This is a genomic window from Cryobacterium sp. Hh11, assembly GCF_004404045.1.
Classification (GTDB): Bacteria; Actinomycetota; Actinomycetes; order Actinomycetales; family Microbacteriaceae; genus Cryobacterium; species Cryobacterium levicorallinum.
The window spans coordinates 215798-233747 of the sequence record NZ_SOHF01000015.1; the positions used below are offsets into that span (position 1 = coordinate 215798).

Annotated in this window: 14 protein-coding genes; 10 read left to right on the forward strand and 4 right to left on the reverse strand. The window is 64.2% G+C overall.

Annotated features, from left to right (window positions below; genetic code table 11):
* Positions 1-102 precede the first annotated feature (102 nt).
* Genes E3T46_RS06450 through lnt form a run of 7 tightly spaced genes read left to right on the forward strand, consistent with a single transcriptional unit; the run spans position 103 to position 8613 of the window.
* Positions 103-1050, forward strand: coding sequence for an FKBP-type peptidyl-prolyl cis-trans isomerase (locus tag E3T46_RS06450; protein ID WP_134577895.1), 948 nt, complete (start codon positions 103-105; stop codon positions 1048-1050).
* 17 nt (positions 1051-1067) lie between these two features.
* Complete coding sequence (locus tag E3T46_RS18400) at positions 1068-3185, forward strand: WYL domain-containing protein (RefSeq protein ID WP_241980493.1); 2118 nt, start codon at positions 1068-1070, stop codon at positions 3183-3185.
* A 3-nt stretch (positions 3186-3188) separates the two neighbouring features.
* Positions 3189-3515, forward strand: a complete 327-nt coding sequence (locus tag E3T46_RS06465; protein WP_134577896.1) for a hypothetical protein — start codon at positions 3189-3191, stop codon at positions 3513-3515.
* Between the two features lie 19 nt (positions 3516-3534).
* Positions 3535-3765 (forward strand): twin-arginine translocase TatA/TatE family subunit, encoded by a 231-nt coding sequence (tatA, locus tag E3T46_RS18680; RefSeq protein WP_134442043.1) that lies wholly within the window; start codon positions 3535-3537, stop codon positions 3763-3765.
* A gap of 47 nt (positions 3766-3812) precedes the next feature.
* Positions 3813-4574, forward strand: a complete 762-nt coding sequence (gene tatC / locus E3T46_RS06475) for a twin-arginine translocase subunit TatC (RefSeq protein WP_134578001.1) — start codon at positions 3813-3815, stop codon at positions 4572-4574.
* Between the two features lie 30 nt (positions 4575-4604).
* Complete coding sequence (locus E3T46_RS06480) at positions 4605-7082, forward strand: DEAD/DEAH box helicase (RefSeq protein ID WP_134577897.1); 2478 nt, start codon at positions 4605-4607, stop codon at positions 7080-7082.
* A 7-nt stretch (positions 7083-7089) separates the two neighbouring features.
* Entirely contained in the window at positions 7090-8613 is a 1524-nt protein-coding gene (gene lnt, locus E3T46_RS06485) for an apolipoprotein N-acyltransferase (RefSeq protein ID WP_134577898.1), read from the forward strand.
* Positions 8614-8706: 93 nt separating this feature from the next.
* On the opposite strand, the gene E3T46_RS06490 is transcribed toward lnt, so the two are convergent.
* From E3T46_RS06490 to E3T46_RS06505, 4 genes are all read right to left on the reverse strand, one after another.
* Positions 8707-9075 carry an RNA polymerase-binding protein RbpA gene (locus tag E3T46_RS06490; RefSeq protein WP_092448605.1) on the reverse strand — a complete coding sequence of 123 codons (369 nt, stop codon included), beginning with the start codon at positions 9073-9075 and terminating at the stop codon, positions 8707-8709.
* Positions 9076-9186: 111 nt separating this feature from the next.
* Positions 9187-9951: a glycerophosphodiester phosphodiesterase family protein gene (locus E3T46_RS06495; RefSeq protein ID WP_241978834.1), complete on the reverse strand. Its 765-nt coding sequence runs from the start codon at positions 9949-9951 to the stop codon at positions 9187-9189.
* 3 nt (positions 9952-9954) lie between these two features.
* Positions 9955-11034, reverse strand: coding sequence for an SPFH domain-containing protein (locus tag E3T46_RS06500; protein WP_134577899.1), 1080 nt, complete (start codon positions 11032-11034; stop codon positions 9955-9957).
* Positions 11027-11512 carry an NfeD family protein gene (locus tag E3T46_RS06505; protein ID WP_134442035.1) on the reverse strand — a complete coding sequence of 162 codons (486 nt, stop codon included), beginning with the start codon at positions 11510-11512 and terminating at the stop codon, positions 11027-11029. The genes E3T46_RS06500 and E3T46_RS06505 overlap by 8 nt, the downstream gene beginning before the upstream one ends.
* 192 nt (positions 11513-11704) lie before the next feature.
* On the opposite strand from E3T46_RS06505, the gene E3T46_RS06510 reads away from it, so the two are divergent.
* From E3T46_RS06510 to E3T46_RS06520, 3 genes are all read left to right on the forward strand, one after another.
* Positions 11705-12469, forward strand: coding sequence for an SDR family oxidoreductase (locus E3T46_RS06510; protein WP_134577900.1), 765 nt, complete (start codon positions 11705-11707; stop codon positions 12467-12469).
* Position 12470: 1 nt separating this feature from the next.
* The gene (locus E3T46_RS06515) at positions 12471-14855 is read left to right on the forward strand and encodes an excinuclease ABC subunit UvrA (protein WP_134577901.1); all 2385 of its coding nucleotides are present in this window, start codon (positions 12471-12473) and stop codon (positions 14853-14855) included.
* Positions 14856-15208: 353 nt separating this feature from the next.
* The gene (locus E3T46_RS06520) at positions 15209-17827 is read left to right on the forward strand and encodes an AMP-binding protein (RefSeq protein ID WP_206751480.1); all 2619 of its coding nucleotides are present in this window, start codon (positions 15209-15211) and stop codon (positions 17825-17827) included.
* The last annotated feature ends 123 nt before the right edge of the window (positions 17828-17950 follow it).

The following is a 17950-nucleotide window of genomic DNA, read 5'->3' on the forward strand; positions in this document are numbered from 1 at the left end:
CTACGTGCGAGGCCTCGGCCGCGCCACCCGGTCACAGATCGACCCCACAGCATCCAGCGCAGCGCCCAGTGCTGCAGCAACCCCGTATCGAAAGAAGGACTTGTGCGCAAAGCATCCGCGCTGATCGCCACCGCCGGACTCGTGATGGCGGCATTGACCGCCTGTGCCAGCCCCGGCACGGCCCAGGCCTCCTGTGACGCACCGATCTCCGCGGGTGCCGCCTCCGAGTTGGTGAAAGTTTCCGGCGACTTTGGTTCAGCACCGGAGGTCACTTTCCCGACGCCCCTCAAGTCCGCGTCCACCCAGCGCACCGAGGTGATTGCGGGTTCGGGGGACAACATCGTTCCCGGACAGAAGATCACCGCAGAGTTCAACCTCTACAACGGTACGACCGGTGCTGCGATCCAGCAGAGTGCTTTCGACGGCTCAACGGCCGTCCCGATCATCCTCAACGAGAGCACCCTTCCTGGATTCGTCGACGGTCTGCTCTGCGCCCAGGTCGGGGCACGTGTCGCCATCGTCATCGCACCCGAGGACGCCTTCGGACCAGCCGGCGGCAACGAACAGTTCCAGATCGCGGCGACGGACTCCCTCGTGCTCGTGGTCGACATCGTGAAGGCCTTCCTGCCTCGCGCCGACGGTGCAGACCAGCTGGTCGCCAACGGTCTTCCCGCGGTCGTCCTGGACGCCGACGGCACGCCCGGCATCGTGGTGCCGTCCGGCGATGCGCCCACTGAACTTGAAATCGGGGTCCTCAAGAAGGGCACTGGGGCCAAGGTCCTGGAAGATTCGACGGTCACCTTGAACTACACCGGAGTGCTCTGGAAAGAGAAGACGGTCTTTGATTCCAGCTGGGCGAACGGCAGCCCGGTCGAGTTCGTTCCCACTGAGCTCATCCCCGGCATGGCAGCGGCTCTCACCGGGCAAACCGTCGGGTCGCAGATCGTCGCCGTCATTCCGCCCACACAGGCCTACGGTAAGACCGCGTCGGGCGCAGTTCCGGCCGATTCCACGCTCATCTTCGTCTTCGACATCCTCGGCATTAACTAAACGGCGGGAGTGACCTCGTGCCTTCCCCGGTCGACCCAGACGAACGCGGCGACGCGCCCAAACCGCGCCCGGTCACCGCTCCGGAACGTCTGTTCAGCCTGGTCCTGGCGCTCGTAGCGACGGACACCGGGCTGACCAAGGCGGATATCCTCGCCAACGTTCAGGGCTATCGGCAGCGATTCCTGATCGCTGGACCCAATGGCAGTTTGGAGCGCCAATTTGAGCGCGACAAGGACGACATTCGCGAACTGGGCATTCCCCTCGAGACGATCGAGACGCCGGACGACCCGGGCAGCAACCATCACTTGCGCTATCGCATACCGAAAGGGTTGTACGACCTCCCGGCCGATGTGACCTTCACTCCCGACGAAGTGTCGCTGCTCAAACTCGCCGGCACGGTCTGGCGTGAAGGATCGCTGTCCGGTGAATCCCGTCGCGCCCTGATCAAGTTGAATTCGCTCGGCGTCGACTCGAGCGAACCTGTGCTCGGCTACGCACCGTTGCTGCGCACGCGGGACCATAGCTTTGACCCGCTCAGCAAAGCGCTGGATCGCACCGAGGTAGTGGCCTTTCTCTACCTCAAACCGGGCAACAGGAAACCGCTTCGTCGTGTGGTCGTCCCCCGGGCGCTCGTGCAGCATGAGGGGCGCTGGCACCTCTACGCGACCGATGAAGTCGCTCATGCTCCGCGCACCTTCCTCCTTTCGCGCATCGTCGGAGCGGTCAAGGTCGTACCGGCGGCGTTCCCGTCCCCGGTCACCGCTGCTGCCAACGACACGTCCGCCGACAGTGCCCGCGCCCTGGCCGAATTGGAAGAACTGTGGGCGAGCAACGTCGCGCACGTCCTGGTGCAGCCGGGCACCGACGCGGCAGTGCGCCTCGGCGCGCGTCAGTCGGGAATCCCGGCAACTGACCCGGCGTCCAGCCCGGAGCGCGTCGTGCATTTCACCGACCTGCACGTTCTCGCCGACGAATTGGCAGCCTTCGGGCCGGAAGTATTCGTCGTTGGTCCTCCCGCGCTCCGCACGGCCGTGACCACCCGATTGCTCGCTGTTCGCGATGCTCATTCGCCCGACCTGCCGGTCGGGGAAGCCGGAGCGGCGCCGCGCCGCCGCCTGACGCAACCCAAAACGCAACCGGCCACGACGGCCGCGCAGTCGCGAATCGCCAGCGACCAGCTCACTCTCCTGCTCTCGCTGGTTCCGTACCTGATCGAGCAGGGTCGGGTGACCGTCACGGAGGTCGCCGAGCATTTCGACCTGCCCCCTGAACGTGTGCGCTCCCTGGTCAGTCTCATCGCCTTATCCGGAATTCCCGGAGAAACCCGTCAGTATTTGCACGGCGATCTCTTCGACATCCTCTGGGATGAATTCGAGCTGAACGACCGCATCGTCCTCACCCATCAGGTCGCCATCGACGATTCGCCCAGGTTCTCGGCCCGGGAGGCTGCAGCGCTCATCGCCGGCCTGCAATATCTCTCGGCCCTACCCGACAATGCTGATACGGATGCGATTGCATCGCTGATGGCCAAATTGACCCGCGGCGCGTCGGCGCCGCCGACCCAACTCGCCGTCGCGCGGCGCGATGGCGGGGCGACACGTGTGCTCCTCCAGGCAGCTCTCACGTCGGGGATGCAGGTCGAGTTCGACTACCTAAACGCCCGCGGTGCTCAGGAACACCGTCTCGTCGATCCGCTGCGCATCGAATCTGTTGACAACGACTGGTACTTGCGCGGCTGGTGCCATCTCCGCGAAGCGGTGCGCACCTTCCGTCTCGATCGCATCAGCGACCCGCGCACGACCAGCAGAGCACGCAGCACGCACGCCGCGGATATTCTGTTGCCCGATACCCTGTTCCAGGCCTCCAGCGGCGACCTGGACGTGCGACTCGAACTCGAAACCGCGGCATTGCCGTTGCTCGCCGACTATCGCCCCGAACGGTCGATTCCGGTCGGTACGGGGGGTCGTACGCGCACCACTCTGCGGGTCGCCCACTCCCACGCCCTCAAACGACTGGTCGCGGGATTGGTCGGGATCGTCACTGTACTCGAACCGGCCGAATCGCGCCGTGTCGTCGCCGAGTGGGCGGCGGCCGGCGTCGCGCAGTACACCGATGCCCCGGCCAGTGAGGAGTAGCGGATGCCCTGGTGGTCCTGGCTGCTCATCTGGAGCGCGCTGACGCTGGGTTTCCTCGCCCTGCTGGTGTGGTCCGGTGTGCGGCTCTACCGAAAATCCCTCGGTGCGCTGCGTGCCTTCGAAGCCCTGGGCCATCAGATCTCCGCACTGAACGTGGACGTCAGCCCGAGGCCGGAGCAGTTCAGACCGGCCGTCTTCACGGATCTTGCGGCGCTGCGCCTCGAGGTCGAGCAGCGCGAAGCGGAACGCGTCCATCGGCGGCAGGTTCGTCGCGACGGCCGGATCGTGCGGGGTAAACTGATGCGAAACGCCCGCTACGTTACCCGCTAAGACAAGAGGACACACCCTCATGCTGCAAAACCTGACCGGATGGCATTTCCTGATCATCCTCGTTGTCGTACTGCTTCTCTTCGGTGCGCCCAAACTGCCCGGACTCGCCCGCAGCCTCGGCCAGTCGATGAAGATTTTCAAAAGCGAGATCAAGAGCGACAGCGTCGACCCCGATCCCAACGCACCGACCCAGTCGGGCGATGACGCCGCGAAGTCCGCGGGTCCGACCGACCCGGCCGCGAAGCCCTAGCTACCGTGGCGGTACGCACGCGTCGGCGTACGCCCGTTGAAGGCAAAATGTCGCTCGGCCAGCATCTGGTCGAGTTGCGTAAGCGCCTCTACCTAGCCGCCGCTGGCTTGCTGATCGGTGCGATTGCCGGTTGGTTCCTCTCGGATTTCGTCTGGGACCAGCTGCGCGAACCGATCTACGCCATCATCAACGCCCAACATCGCAACGCGCAGATCAACTACCCCGACATCACGAGCGCTTTCGACCTCAAGCTCAAGATCTCTCTGTATGTCGGCCTGATCGTGTCCAGTCCGGTGTGGCTCTACCAGGTGTTCGCGTTCCTGGTTCCCGGGCTCACCCGCACCGAGAAGAAGTACACCTTCGGGTTTCTGTTCACCGCCATCCCGCTGTTCCTGGCGGGCTGCGCCGCCGGCTGGGTCGTCCTGCCGCACGTCGTCGAACTCATGACCAGTTTCGCCCCGACCGAGGATTCCGCGTTCATCAATGCGCAGGGGTATTTCGACTTCGTCCTGAAGCTCGTCGTTGCCATCGGGATCGCTTTCGTCCTGCCGGTGTTCATCGTGCTTTTGAATTTTGCCGGTGTCATCAGTGCTGCATCCATCATCAAATCCTGGCGGATCGCCATACTGGTCATCGTGCTGTTCACCGCGATCGCCACCCCCGCGGCCGATGTCGTGTCGATGTTCCTGCTGGCGATCCCCATGGTCATGTTGTACTTTGCCGCCTACGGGATCGCGTGGCTGCACGATCGACGCGCGGCCAGAAAAGTGCTCGCGTTCGAAAAGGAACTTGGACTCCGGGCACACTAGGAGCCCGCTGTCGTAACTGTTAAGGATCACGTGACGCACACGCAATCGCCGGCCGAACGCTACTCGGCCGCTCGCACCCGGGCCAGTCAGCCAAAACTGCAGGCCTTCGAAAGCGGTCTCAAATTCGACCTCGACCCGTTTCAACGCGAGGCCTGCGCTTGTCTGGAGGCGGGCAATAGCGTGCTCGTCGCGGCACCGACCGGTGCCGGCAAGACGATCGTGGCCGAATTCGCGATCTACCTCGCGATGCAGCAGTCTCGCGCAAAGGTGTTCTATACCGCGCCCATGAAGGCGCTCAGCAATCAGAAATTCCAGGAGTTTGTCGCCGAGTACGGTGCGGATCAGGTCGGATTACTCACGGGCGACAGCAATGTGAACCCGGGGGCGCGCATCGTGGTCATGACGACCGAGGTACTGCGCAATATGCTTTATGCCAGTTCTGACCTGCTGACCAACCTGGCCTTTGTGGTGATGGACGAGGTGCACTACCTCGCCGACCGCTTTCGCGGCGCTGTCTGGGAAGAAGTGATCATCCACCTTCCGCAACCGGTGCGGATGGTCTCGCTGAGCGCCACCGTGTCAAACGCGGAAGAATTCGGCGACTGGTTGCAGGCGGTCCGCGGCGAAACCGACGTTATTGTCTCCGAGGAGCGCCCAGTACCCCTGGAACAACACGTTCTGGTCAAGAACAACATGCTCGATCTCTTCGATTCCACCGGTTTGATCGGCACTCATCGGGTGAATCCTGAACTCGTTCGGCTGGCCCACGCCGGCGGGCGTTCGGCCGGCGGGCGCGGCCGTGGCTCCGGCCGGCAGGGCGGTTCCTCCGGAGGGTATCGCGGTCATGACAAGCACCGCCCGCAGTTCGATGCCGGCCGGATGGACCGCGGCGACATCGTGCGCATGCTCGACGGTAAACATCTGCTGCCGGCGATCTTCTTCATCTTCAGCCGGGTCGGCTGCGACCAGGCCGTGCGGCAGGTGCTCCGCTCCGGTGTGCGCCTGACCCAGGAACACGAACGCGACGAAATACGCCGGATCGTCGACGACCGATGCCGCACCCTGCTCGACGAAGACCTCGGTGTGCTCGGCTACTTTGAGTGGCTCGACGGGCTCGAACGCGGAGTAGCCGCTCACCATGCCGGCCTGCTGCCCGCGTTCAAGGAGGTGGTCGAGGAGCTCTTTCAGAAGAAGTTGGTCAAGGCCGTCTTCGCGACCGAAACCCTTGCCCTCGGCATCAATATGCCGGCGCGCACCGTGGTCCTGGACAAGCTCGAGAAGTTCAACGGTGAAGCCCGGGTGCCGATCACGCCGGGGGAGTACACCCAGCTGACCGGGCGGGCCGGCCGTCGCGGCATCGACACGCTCGGTCACTCCGTCATCCAGTGGGCCCAGGGTCTGGACCCGCAGGCTGTCGCGTCGCTGGCCTCCCGTCGTACCTATCCGCTGAATTCGAGTTTCAAGCCGACCTACAACATGGCCGTCAACCTGATCGATCAGTTCGGCGTCGCCCGTACCCGAGGTGTCCTCGAATCCTCCTTCGCCCAGTTCCAGGCCGATCGGGCTGTCGTCGACCTCGCGCGCTCCGTGCGTCAGCAGGAAGAGTCCCTGGCCGGGTTCAAGACCAGCATGACCTGCCACCTCGGCAATTTCGAGGAGTACTCATCCATTCGACGACGGCTGACCGAGGTCGAGCGTGAAGGTACCAAGGCCGACAACTCACTCCGTGGGGAGCGCGACAAGCGGCAGCGTGAGGTGGCAAGCCTGCGCAAGCAGATGCGCGCCCACGGCTGTCACCACTGCCCCGACCGCGAGGCGCACTCCCGCTGGGCTGAGCGCTGGTTCAAGCTCAAGCGGCAAACGGATGCCCTCAACCAGCAGATCTCCCAGCGCACCGGCGCCATCGCGCGGGTTTTCGACCGGGTGACCGACGTTCTGCTCGGTTACGGCTACCTCGAATCCGACGCGCGCGGAACGATCGCGTTGAGCGAAAGCGGACGCATCCTGCGCCGCATTTACGCCGAGCGGGACCTGCTCGTGGCCGAATCCCTGCGCCGCGGCCTGTGGAAGGACCTCGATGCCGCCAGTTTGGCCGCCATGGCCTGCGCTCTGGTGTTCGAGCCGCGCCGCGAGGAGGGGCTGATCGATGCCCGCTACCTGCCCAAGGGGCCGTTCCGACCGGCACTGGACGAGACGCAAGACCTGTGGAGCCGCATCGACGACCTCGAACGCGACCACAAACTGCCCGGCAGCAATCCGCTGGCGGTTGGCCTTAGCCTGGCCATGTGGAAATGGGCCCGCGGCGCGTCGCTCGCCGATGTGCTCTACGAAGCCGAAATGGCCGCGGGAGATTTCGTGCGCTGGACCAAACAGACCATCGACCTCCTCGACCAGCTCGTGCAGGTTGACCAGCGCAGTATCGCCGGTACCGGTCGCGTTGGGCCGATCGCGCGCGAGGCCATGGACTCGATCCGTCGCGGCATCGTCGCGTACTCCTCGGTGGCCTGAGCCAGCCATGAGGGGGAGCGAGAGTGCGTTCAGCCTGCCACTGTGTGCATCCGTTCTGGTGGCGGCCGGTGCCGGCGCCATCCTCGACGCCGGATTTCCGGACCGGGACTGGTGGTTTCTCGCCCCGGTCGGCGTGGCGCTCATGCTCGTGGCGCTGCTCGGTCGAAGCCTCGGTACCGGGCTGCTGGTCGGGCTGGTCGCCGGGCTGTCCTTCTGGCTGATCCACATCTACTGGATCACTCTGTATCTCGGACTCGTGCCGTGGTTCGCGCTCGGTGGCTTGCAAAGCCTGTTCTTCGGCCTCGGCCTCGGCCTCACCGCGTTCGTTCTGCGGCACGGGCCGCGCCTCTGGCCGAGCGTCTGGGGCCGCGTCGGACTGGTTCCGGTCATCGTGGCCGGGCTCTGGACGGCCAGGGAAGCGATCAGCGCGGTCTGGCCTTACGGCGGATTCGCCTGGGGCCGAGTCGCGCTCTCCCAATCGGAGAGTCCGTTCGGCGCGCTCGTCGCCTGGGTGGGACTGTCCGGCCTGAGTTTCATCCTGGTCTGGCTGAGCGCCCTCGCCGTGCAGCTATTGCGGGAGCCCGACCTGGCCCACACCCTGCGGGCAGCCGTGGCGGTCGGTGCGGTCGCCCTCGTGCTCGCCATTCCCGCGTGGCCGACGCTGCCCAGCGGCACGACCCGGCTGGCCGCGGTGCAGGGCAACGCCGACGCCGGTCTGTTTGCGGAGTATTCACCCGGTCAGATTCTGCAGGACCACACTTCGGCCACCCTGCCGTTGATCGGCGAGAGCGTGGACTTTGTGGTCTGGCCGGAGAACGCGAGCGACATCGACCCGACCCGCTCGGCGGCGGCGGCGCAGGTACTGGACTACATCAGCACCGAAATGGATGCTCCGCTCATCACGGGCACGATCACCCAGCCCGAAGATACCTATTTCAACAGTTCTCTGCTCTGGGAGGCCGGACGCGGGGCCGTCGACGTCTACGACAAGGTGCATCCGGTGCCGTTTGCCGAATATATGCCGGATCGAGCGTTCTGGCGCCCGTTCGCGCCGGAGCTGATTGATCTGATCGCACGCGACTACGGTATCGGTACCCGCGACAATGTCTTCGACATCGACGGTGTGCTGGCCGGCATCGCAATCTGCTTCGACATCGCCGATGACCAGCTCGTGCAGGAGATGATCGACAGCGGGGCGCAGCTGATTCTGGCCCAGACCAACAATGCCGACTTCGGGCACACCGATGAAAGCGTGCAGCAGCTCGCCATCGCCCGGCTGCGTGCGATCCAAACCGGTCGCTCCGTTGTGAACATCTCCACGGTCGGGTCGAGCGCCATCATCACACCCAACGGTGACACCCTCGACAGCCTGCCCACCTTCACTGCGGGCGCCATGGTGCAGACGGTGCCGCTCAGCGACACCATCACGCCGGCGATGGTGGCCGGTCGGGGAACTGAGTGGTTGCTGTCGGGTCTGGGCCTGGCCGGTCTGGCGCTCTGCCTGGGCGCGGCCCGGCGACAGCGCCGGTAAAATCCGGGTTAACCAACGACGACCCCGCCACCACGGGTGCGAGTACGGGGGTACAAACACATTGGTGCGGGGTCGTGCGGGGATTTTGAGCGGTTAGGCACCGATCTTCTGCTGGCCACCACGGCGCAGACGCAACACCGAGAGGCGCTCTTCGAGCAGCTCTTCGAGTTCGTCCCTGGTGCGACGCTCCAGCAACATATCCCAGTGGGTCCGAGGAATTTTCTCGTCGGAGTGGTCAACGATTACGGGCATGGAGTCGACGAGCCGAGTCGCCGTCCGTGCGCAGTACTTGCATTCCCATTCGTCCGGAGCCTCGGCTTCGGCCGAGAAAATCATTACCGTCTCGCGCCCGCATGTTTCACACCGGTAGGTGTGGCCCACTCGGGGGGAGAAGGTGACGCCTTCTTCGCTCTGTAGGCTTTGTGCGCCCAATCTCATGCCACGCAAACTGCGGTCAGCCATAGTGTGGTCTCCTCTCGCTCGTAATCACAGATCGATCACGATGCCTTCACAGTTCTAAACCATCAAGCTGGGCGTTAACCTTCCCACTCCCCCCGTTCTGGGAGGTAACTCTCAGGTTCGGCGAGTAATGGCGGCAACGGCCAGATCTGCACGGTCCGTGACGAGGCCGTCAACTCCGCTGTCGAGGAGTCGAATCATGTCGATCGGATCGTTCACGGTCCACACATGCACCTCGACATCGACCCGATGCATCATCGCGATAAATCGGGGAGTGACTATGCGCACCGGTCCGAGCCGTTCGGGCACCTGCACAGCGACGCACCCCTGCAGGGTGCGTCGAACCAGGGCGGTCAGCCCCAGATTCGTCGCGGCGACGGCCTGGGCCACGAGTGACGATGACGCCGACGACACCACGCCGGGGAGAAGGCTGAGAGCGTGCCGCCGCCGTGGTTCGTTGAACGAGGTCACGAGCACTCGCTCAGAGGCCCGCTGATCGAGAATCGCCCGCGCGGTCGGCTCCGCCGCAGCATCACTTTTCATATCAATGTTGAACAGGGCGTCCGGAAAAGCTTCCAGAGCATCGCTGAGCGACGTGAACCCCTGGCCCTCGCCCAGACTGATGCGTTTGAGCTCGACCATGGTCAGCTGATCAATGCGCACATCCCGACCCAGCCGCGTGAGGTCGGGGTCGTGGCTGAGCACCGCGACACCGTCGAGTGATACCTGCACGTCGGTCTCGAGGTGCGTGGCTCCGGTCGCGAGCGCCTTCACGAAGGCTAGCAGCGTGTTTTCCGGGGCGGCCTGGGTCAGGCCCCGATGCGCGAACACCCGGGGCGGCGTCCCGCTGAGAAACACCGACTGGGCATTTTCGGCCACCGGCTAGCCCTGCGGCGAAACCGGGGGAGCGGATGCTGCCGGTGCGGCCGCGCCGGCAGCATCCGCCGGGTTCGCACCAGCAGTCTGGGCACCGTCTTGTTGTGCACCGTTTTGTTGTGCGCCGTTTTGTTGGGGACCGCTGTGTTGGGGACCGCTGTGTTGGGGACCGCTGTGTTGAGCACCGCTTTGTTGAGCACCGAACGCGCTGCCGATTCCCTTCATCGCCTCGGTGAGTTCACTCGGAACGATCCAGAGCTTGTTGGCGCTTCCCTCGGCGAGCTTGGGCAGGGTCAACAGGTATTGGTACGCCAGCAGCTTGGGGTCGGGGTCGCCATCGTGGATGGCCTTGAATACGGTCGTGATCGCTTCGGCCTCACCCTGGGCGCGCAGGACGGCAGCCTTGGCGTCGCCCTCGGCCTCGAGAATGGCCGCCTGGCGGGCGCCCTCGGCGGTGAGGATTGCGGACTGTTTGGTTCCCTCAGCGGTGAGGATGAGCGCACGGCGGTCACGTTCGGCGCGCATCTGCTTTTCCATCGAGTCCTGAATGGAGTGCGGCGGTTCAATGGCCTTGAGTTCAACTCGGCCGACACGAATGCCCCACTTACCGGTGGCTTCGTCGAGCACGATGCGGAGCTGACTGTTGATATTGTCCCGGCTGGTGAGGGCCTCTTCGAGGTTCAGGCCACCGACGACGTTACGCAGGGTAGTCGTGGTGAGCTGCTCGACCGCGCCGAGGTAGTTGTTGATCTCATAGGTGGCCGCCCGGGCATCCGTCACCTGAAAATAGACGACGGTATCGATCGAGACGACGAGGTTGTCCTCGGTGATGACCGGCTGCGGAGGAAAGGACACGACCTGCTCGCGAATGTCGAGGAGGGGACGCACCCGGTCGACGAACGGCACGAGCAGGTTCAGACCGGGCAGCAGGGTCTTGTGGTACTTGCCGAGGCGCTCGACCACGCCGGCGTTGCCCTGCGGAATGATGCGAATGGCGCGCAATAAAATGACGATGACGAACACCGCCAAAACGGCGAGCAGGGCGAACACGAAGATCTGTCCGATGAAGGCTGCGGGGTCAAGCATGATTCTGGGTCCTTTCGGCGGAGATGACGACGGCGGTGGAGCCTTCGATGAGGTGCACGGTGATCGCCTGTCCGGGATCAACGGATCCGTTGTCGGTGGTGCCGGCCGGTCCGACCAGGCGCGCGGTCCAGGTTTCACCGTTGGCCAGTTTGACGAGCCCGCCGGTCTGGGTTACCGTCGCGACGACGCGACCGGTCATGCCGATCAGGGCGTCGATATTGCTCAAGGCCGGATCGCCGCCCCTGCGCAGGGCACGCAGCAGGAACGGCCGGATGGTGAGTAGGAGCAGCACCGAAAGGCCGGCGGCGACGACGATTTGCAGCCACCACTCCAGACCGAGCAGATTGGCGCCCAGGCCGCCCAGGCTGCCGATGGAAATCATCAGGAAGGTGAATTCCAGGCTCAGGAGCTCGATCGTTACGGCGACGAGAATGAAGACGAGCCACAGAATCCAGAGATAATCAGTCAGGTCGACCATGGGTGCCACTTTCCCCAATCCATTTCCTCTGAAACTAGCAGGTGCCACCGACAACACGCCGGGGGAGCGACCGGTGCTTGTTGATATGGTCGACAGGCGAGTGTGTGGCAGTCGATGCCCGCCTCATCTAAATTCGACGTGAATGACTAACGTGCATGACTACCGGCGTGCATGAAACTAAAAGGAGCCCCCGTGACCAATCCACTTGCAGCAGGATCACTCGAGGGCAAGCGTGTACTCGTCACCGGCTCGTCCCGCGGTATCGGTGCCGATACTGTCGGGTACTTCGCCGAAGCCGGCGCCAGGGTCGTCATTAATTACCGCAATAAGGAGGCCCGCGCGAACAAACTCGCCGACGCCATTCGCGCTGCCGGCGGTACGGCCATCACGGTCGGTGCCGACCTGACCGACCCGGCCTCGGTCGCCGCGATGTTCGAGACCATTCGCAGCGAATTCGGCGGCCTCGATATTCTGGTGATGAACGCCTCGGGCGGCATGGAGAGTGGCATGGCCGCCGACTACGCCATGACGTTGAACCACGATGCCCAGGTGAACCTGCTCAACGAAGCGGTCCCGCTGCTCGGTGATGACTCCCGCGTCGTGTACGTCACCAGCCACCAGGCGCACTTCATCAAAACCACGCCGACCATGCCGGAGTATGAGCGGGTGGCTCGCAGCAAGCGTGCCGGTGAGGATGCCCTGCGCGCGGTGATCCCGCAGCTTGAGGAATCCGGCATCGGCTTTGTCGTGGTCTCCGGCGACATGATCGAGGGCACCATCACGGCGACGCTGCTCGAGCGGTCCAACCCCGGTGCTCTCAACGCCCGTAAGGAAGCGGCCGGTCGCTTGTACAACGTCAGCGAGTTCGCGGCCGAGGTCGTAGCCGCTGCGGTTGAGCCGGTTCCGGTCGGCAACACCCGCTACGTGGGCGACACGATCGGGTTTACGGGCGAATAGCATGACCACGAACCCGGCGAACCCGGAATCGGAGATGCAGGTTGCAGACAGCCACGACCTGATCCGTGTGCAGGGCGCTCGGGAAAACAATCTCAAGAACGTCAGCGTCGAGATTCCCAAGCGCCGGCTGACCGTGTTCACGGGCGTGTCCGGCTCGGGCAAGAGCTCACTAGTGTTCGGCACCATTGCTGCCGAGTCGCAACGCATGATCAACGAAACGTACAGCACCTTCGTGCAGGGCTTCATGCCGACCCTGGCCAGGCCCGACGTCGATGTGCTCGACGGGCTGACGACGGCCATTATCGTCGACCAGGAGCGGATGGGGGCCAACGCGCGCTCCACCGTCGGCACCGCCACCGACGCCAACGCCCTGCTGCGCATCCTGTTCAGCCGATTGGGCGACCCGTACCTCGGCTCACCCCAGGCGTATTCGTTCAACGTCGCCTCGATCAGTGGAGCGGGCGCCGTTTCGATCGAACGCGGGGGACAGACCGTCAAGGAACGCCGCAGCTTCAGCATCACCGGGGGCATGTGTTCCCGCTGCGAGGGTCGGGGATCGGTCACCGATATCGACCTCCGCGCGCTCTACGACGACACCAAATCCCTGAACGAGGGCGCACTGACCATCCCCGGCTACAGCATGGACGGCTGGTTTGGCCGCATCTTCAATGGCTGCGGCTTCTTCGACCCCAACAAAGCGATCAAGGACTTCACCAGGAAGGAACTCGCCGACCTCCTCCACAAGGAGCCGACCAAGATCAAGATCGAGGGCATCAACCTCACCTACGAAGGCCTGATTCCCAAGATCCAAAAGTCGATGCTCACCAAGGATGTTGACTCGCTGCAGCCGCACATTCGAGTGTTCGTGGAGCGTGCGGTGACCTTCACCGTTTGCCCCGACTGCAACGGCACCCGACTGAACGAGGGCGCGCGATCGTCGACGATCAACGAAATCAGCATCGCGGATACCTGTGCGATGCAGATCAGCGACCTCGCCGAGTGGGTTCGTGGCCTGAACGACTCGTCCGTCGCGCCGCTGCTGACCGCGTTGGAGCTCCTGCTGAACTCCTTCGTGCAGATCGGGCTGGGTTACCTGTCCCTGGACCGGGCCTCTGGCACGCTCTCCGGCGGCGAGTCGCAGCGTACCAAGATGATCCGTCATCTCGGATCTTCACTCACCGACGTGACCTATGTCTTCGACGAACCGACCATCGGACTGCACCCGCACGACATCCAGCGCATGAACACCCTGCTCGTCCAGCTGCGCGACAAGGGCAACACGGTGTTGGTGGTGGAGCACAAGCCGGAGATGATCGCGATCGCCGACCACGTCATCGACCTCGGGCCGGGTGCTGGTTCGGACGGCGGCGAGGTGGTCTTCGAGGGCTCTCTCGCCGGGCTTCGCACCAGCGGCACGTTGACCGGTCGGCATCTGGATGACCGGGCCGCCGTCAAGTCGACCGTGCGTGCACCGTCGGGTGTCCTGCCGGTTCGCGGCGCCAGCGCCCATAACCTGCAGAACGTCGATGTCGACATTCCGCTCGGTGTGTTGACCGTGCTCACCGGTGTGGCCGGGTCCGGTAAGAGTTCGCTGATCACCGGATCGGTCTCGGGTCGGGACGGTGTGGTGACCGTCGACCAGGGCACGATCAAGGGGTCGCGGCGCAGCAACCCGGCGACGTACACCGGCATGCTCGAGCCGATCCGCAAGGCATTCGCGAAGGCCAACGGCGTGAAGCCGTCGTTGTTCAGCTCCAATTCCGAGGGCGCCTGCCCCAACTGCAACGGCGCCGGCGTCATCTACACCGACCTGGGAATCATGGCGGGTGTCGCCATTCCCTGTGAGGTCTGCGAGGGCAAGCGGTTTCAGGCATCCGTCCTGGACTACCACCTCAATGGGCGCGACATCAGTGAGGTGCTGGCGATGTCGGTGACCGAGGCCGAGCAGTTCTTCGGTGCGGGGGAGTCACGCATTCCGGCGGCGCACGCAATTCTCTGCCGGCTCGTCGACGTTGGCCTCGGCTACCTCAGCCTCGGCCAGCCGCTGCCGACACTCTCCGGCGGTGAGCGGCAGCGGCTCAAGCTCGCCACGCAAATGGCCGACAAGGGCGATGTTTACGTTCTGGACGAGCCGACCGCTGGCCTGCACCTTGCCGACGTTGAGAATCTGCTCGGACTGCTGGATCGGCTGGTTGACTCCGGTAAGTCCGTCATCGTGATTGAGCACCACCAGGCGGTCATGGCGCATGCCGACTGGATCATCGACCTGGGCCCCGGCGCCGGGCGCGACGGCGGCCGAATCGTCTTTGAGGGAACGCCCGCCGATCTCGTGGCCGGGCGTTCGACGCTGACCGGCGAGCACCTGGCAGCCTACGTCGGCGCCTGATCCGGCGTTACCGGAGTGATGTTCGGCCCGCAGTTCGGCGGGCCGGACAACCCTCTCGACCACTCTCGGGCATGTGACTGATAATGCACATTATGTCAAGTACTGCGTGATAGGAGTCATTATTCCAAGCAACCACCATCGCCGCATACCATCCGCGATGACGGAGAGGAATTCGCAGCATGATCCAAGTTCGCATCAGCTGGAGATCAACTATTTTAGCCTGGCCCCCGTTTGTGGACACGGGTTCAGTGGTGAGTTGAACTTCCGCGGTCCGTGCGGTTTCCTACTATGTAGGATATCCTTACCTAACCAGCCCCTGCGCATCGTTCGAAAGTATTCTCGTGCTCCACACCATGCCCGCACCACGACTGACCCTCCTTAATGGCTCAGACGACGACGTCGCATTCGTCACCGGTAGTGGAGACCTCAGCTACGCCCAGCTAGCCAGGATGGTCGCCATACGCCGTCTCGAGCTTGGTAGTGTCCGCCGACTCGTGATGCTGGAGGCAGCAAATGCCGTCGAGCCGATCGTTACCTACCTTGCAGCTCTGGAAGGCGGCCACCCGGTGCTTCTGGTCGCACCGGGTGACGATGAAGCATCACGGACTCATCGCGCGTCACTGGCTGAACGGTTCGACCCTGACGTCATTGCCGTCCGCGACGGGGACGGCCCGGCCCTGCGGGAGACGCGGCCTGGATCCACGCACAGCTTCTCCGACGACCTAGCCATGCTGGTGAGCACCTCCGGGTCCACCGGGTCGCCGAAGCTCGTTCGGTTGTCCCGGCAAAACCTGCTGAGCAACGCACAAGCCATTGCGGCGTACCTGCGTCTCACGCCTGCAGACCGGGCAGTAACCACGCTGCCGATGCATTACTGCTACGGCCTCTCGGTCCTGAACAGCCACCTCGTGTCGGGAGCGAGCGTCGTCCTCACCGAGCGATCGGTGGCCGACGCGGCGTTCTGGGACGAGGCCGGGATGCATCGGATCACTTCTTTCGCCGGCGTGCCCTACACCTTCGAGCTTCTTGAGGCGGGCAATTTCACGGATCGGTTGCCAGCGAGTATCCGCTACCTCACCCAGGCCGGCGGCCGCCTCGCCCCAGAAACGGTGCGCCGTTTTGCACGCCTCGGTGAGCGTCGCGGGTTCGAATTCTTCGTGATGTACGGGCAGACAGAGGCCACTGCGCGGATGGCGTACGTCCCTGCGGAGCTCGCCGACCATGCCGCCGGCAGCATCGGCCGCCCCATTCCTGGAGGTCACCTGCGCATCGATGCCGAGGCGGGAGCGGACGTCGGCGAACTCGTCTACGAGGGCCCCAACGTCATGCTCGGCTACGCCGAGACACCGGCCGACTTCGCATTGGGGCGCACGGTCCACGAGCTTCGCACCGGCGATCTCGCCCGGCACCGCGAGGACGGCATGTTCGAGGTCGTCGGACGGCTGAACCGATTCGTGAAGGTGTATGGGCTCCGGGTCGACCTCGATTCCGTCCAACGCCTCCTCGCCGAGGAAGGAATCGAAGCCCGTACGGCAAGCACCGGAGAACGCTTGCTCGTATTCATCCGTGCGGCCCGGTACGTCGACAGGGCACGAACCCGCACCGCTGTGCTACTCGGAATCCCCACGCACGCTATACACGTCTACACGGTTAGCGAGTTTCCTCGCACAGCCAGCGGCAAGCCCGACCTTGCCTCGCTCGTCCGTTATGCCCAGATGATCGACGCCCAGAAGGCGTCGACAGCAGCGAACCCCGGGCAGGTCGCAACCTCCGACATGATCCGTAACCTGTTCATCGTGCTCCTTGGGCGCCCAGACGCGACCATCGACGACACTTTCGCCGGGCTCGGCGGGGATTCGTTGAGCTACGTCGAGGTGGCCCTGCGGCTGGAGGATCTCCTCGGCGCGTTGCCGCGGGATTGGCCAGCACAATCGGCCCGGAACCTCGCGTCCTCGGCCGACGGCCCTCCCCCACAGGCTGACAGCACGGCCGTGGGCGAAACGGCGAAGCGTGGAGCGGCGACAGTCGGAGCGCGGAAGGTCCGCTTTCCCCGGGTCGAGACTCCCGCCGTTCTCCGCGCACTCGCAATCGTGCTGATCGTCGGCACCCATGCCGACCTGATCACTGTGCAGGGCGGCGCACACCTGCTGCTCGCCGTCGCCGGATACAACCTGGCCAGATTTCAGCTCGCCGACGTTGCGGGGGCCACGCGCGTTCGCCGCCTGCTCAGAAGCGCAGCCCAGATCGCGATTCCGGCCACGCTGTGGATAGGGGCCGTCGCCGTGCTCACCGGCAAGTACACCTGGACCACAGCGCTGCTGGTCAACCACCTCGTCCCCGGCGACGGCAAGTGGAACGAGCAATGGCAATTCTGGTTTCTCGAGGCCGCCGTCTGGACCATGCTCGGCTTTGCAGCAATGTTCCTAATTCGCCCGATCGACCGCCTCGAACGACGGCACCCGTGGACGTTCCCGATCACCCTGTTGGCGGCAGCCGTCACGACCCGATTCGCACTCGTCGGCATCGAGGCAGAAGGAATTGAACGATACACCCCGTTCACCGTGCTCTGGTCTCTCGTGCTCGGCTGGGTCATCGCCCGGGCCGACAATAAGTGGAAGCGTGTGGCGGCATCGTCAGCGGCGATCGTCGCCACGATCGGATTTTTCGGGGATCCAGCACGCGAAGCAGTTGTGGTGGCCGGAATACTGTTGCTGATCTGGGTGGAACGACTGCGGATGCCGCGCACCCTCGTTCCGGCCGTTCGACTGCTGGCCAGCGCATCCCTGTTCATCTACCTCACCCACTGGGTCGTCTACCCGACTTGGGAGGCCAGTGCCCCCTGGTTCGGAACGATCTCGTCACTAGCCATCGGCGTCGCGGCGTGGTACCTGTATCGCCTGGTCGGCCGAGCAATCAATCACGTTGCCACCACAGGCTTGAGGAGCCGAAACCACTTTGCATTCCGAAGTTGAACCGCTTGACATCAATGGATCGAGCCAACCGAGCATGAATCGATGGGCAGCGGAGGGGAGCGGGACATTTCGCTCCCAGGATATGTGTTGCCGCGAGCCAGAGGCGGTGCTCGAGCGGAATCC

Excerpts from the sequence above, each read along its gene's own strand:
- E3T46_RS06515 (WP_134577901.1), top strand. The coding sequence starts at position 12,471 with ATGACCACGAACCCGGCGAACCCGGAATCGGAGATGCAGGTTGCAGAC.
- E3T46_RS06465 (WP_134577896.1), top strand. The coding sequence starts at position 3,189 with ATGCCCTGGTGGTCCTGGCTGCTCATCTGGAGCGCGCTGACGCTGGGT.
- E3T46_RS06505 (WP_134442035.1), bottom strand. The coding sequence starts at position 11,512 with ATGGTCGACCTGACTGATTATCTCTGGATTCTGTGGCTCGTCTTCATT.
- lnt (WP_134577898.1), top strand. The coding sequence starts at position 7,090 with ATGAGGGGGAGCGAGAGTGCGTTCAGCCTGCCACTGTGTGCATCCGTT.
- E3T46_RS06490 (WP_092448605.1), bottom strand. The coding sequence starts at position 9,075 with ATGGCTGACCGCAGTTTGCGTGGCATGAGATTGGGCGCACAAAGCCTA.
- tatC (WP_134578001.1), top strand. The coding sequence starts at position 3,813 with ATGTCGCTCGGCCAGCATCTGGTCGAGTTGCGTAAGCGCCTCTACCTA.
- tatA (WP_134442043.1), top strand. The coding sequence starts at position 3,535 with ATGCTGCAAAACCTGACCGGATGGCATTTCCTGATCATCCTCGTTGTC.
- E3T46_RS06500 (WP_134577899.1), bottom strand. The coding sequence starts at position 11,034 with ATGCTTGACCCCGCAGCCTTCATCGGACAGATCTTCGTGTTCGCCCTG.
- E3T46_RS06520 (WP_206751480.1), top strand. The coding sequence starts at position 15,209 with ATGCCCGCACCACGACTGACCCTCCTTAATGGCTCAGACGACGACGTC.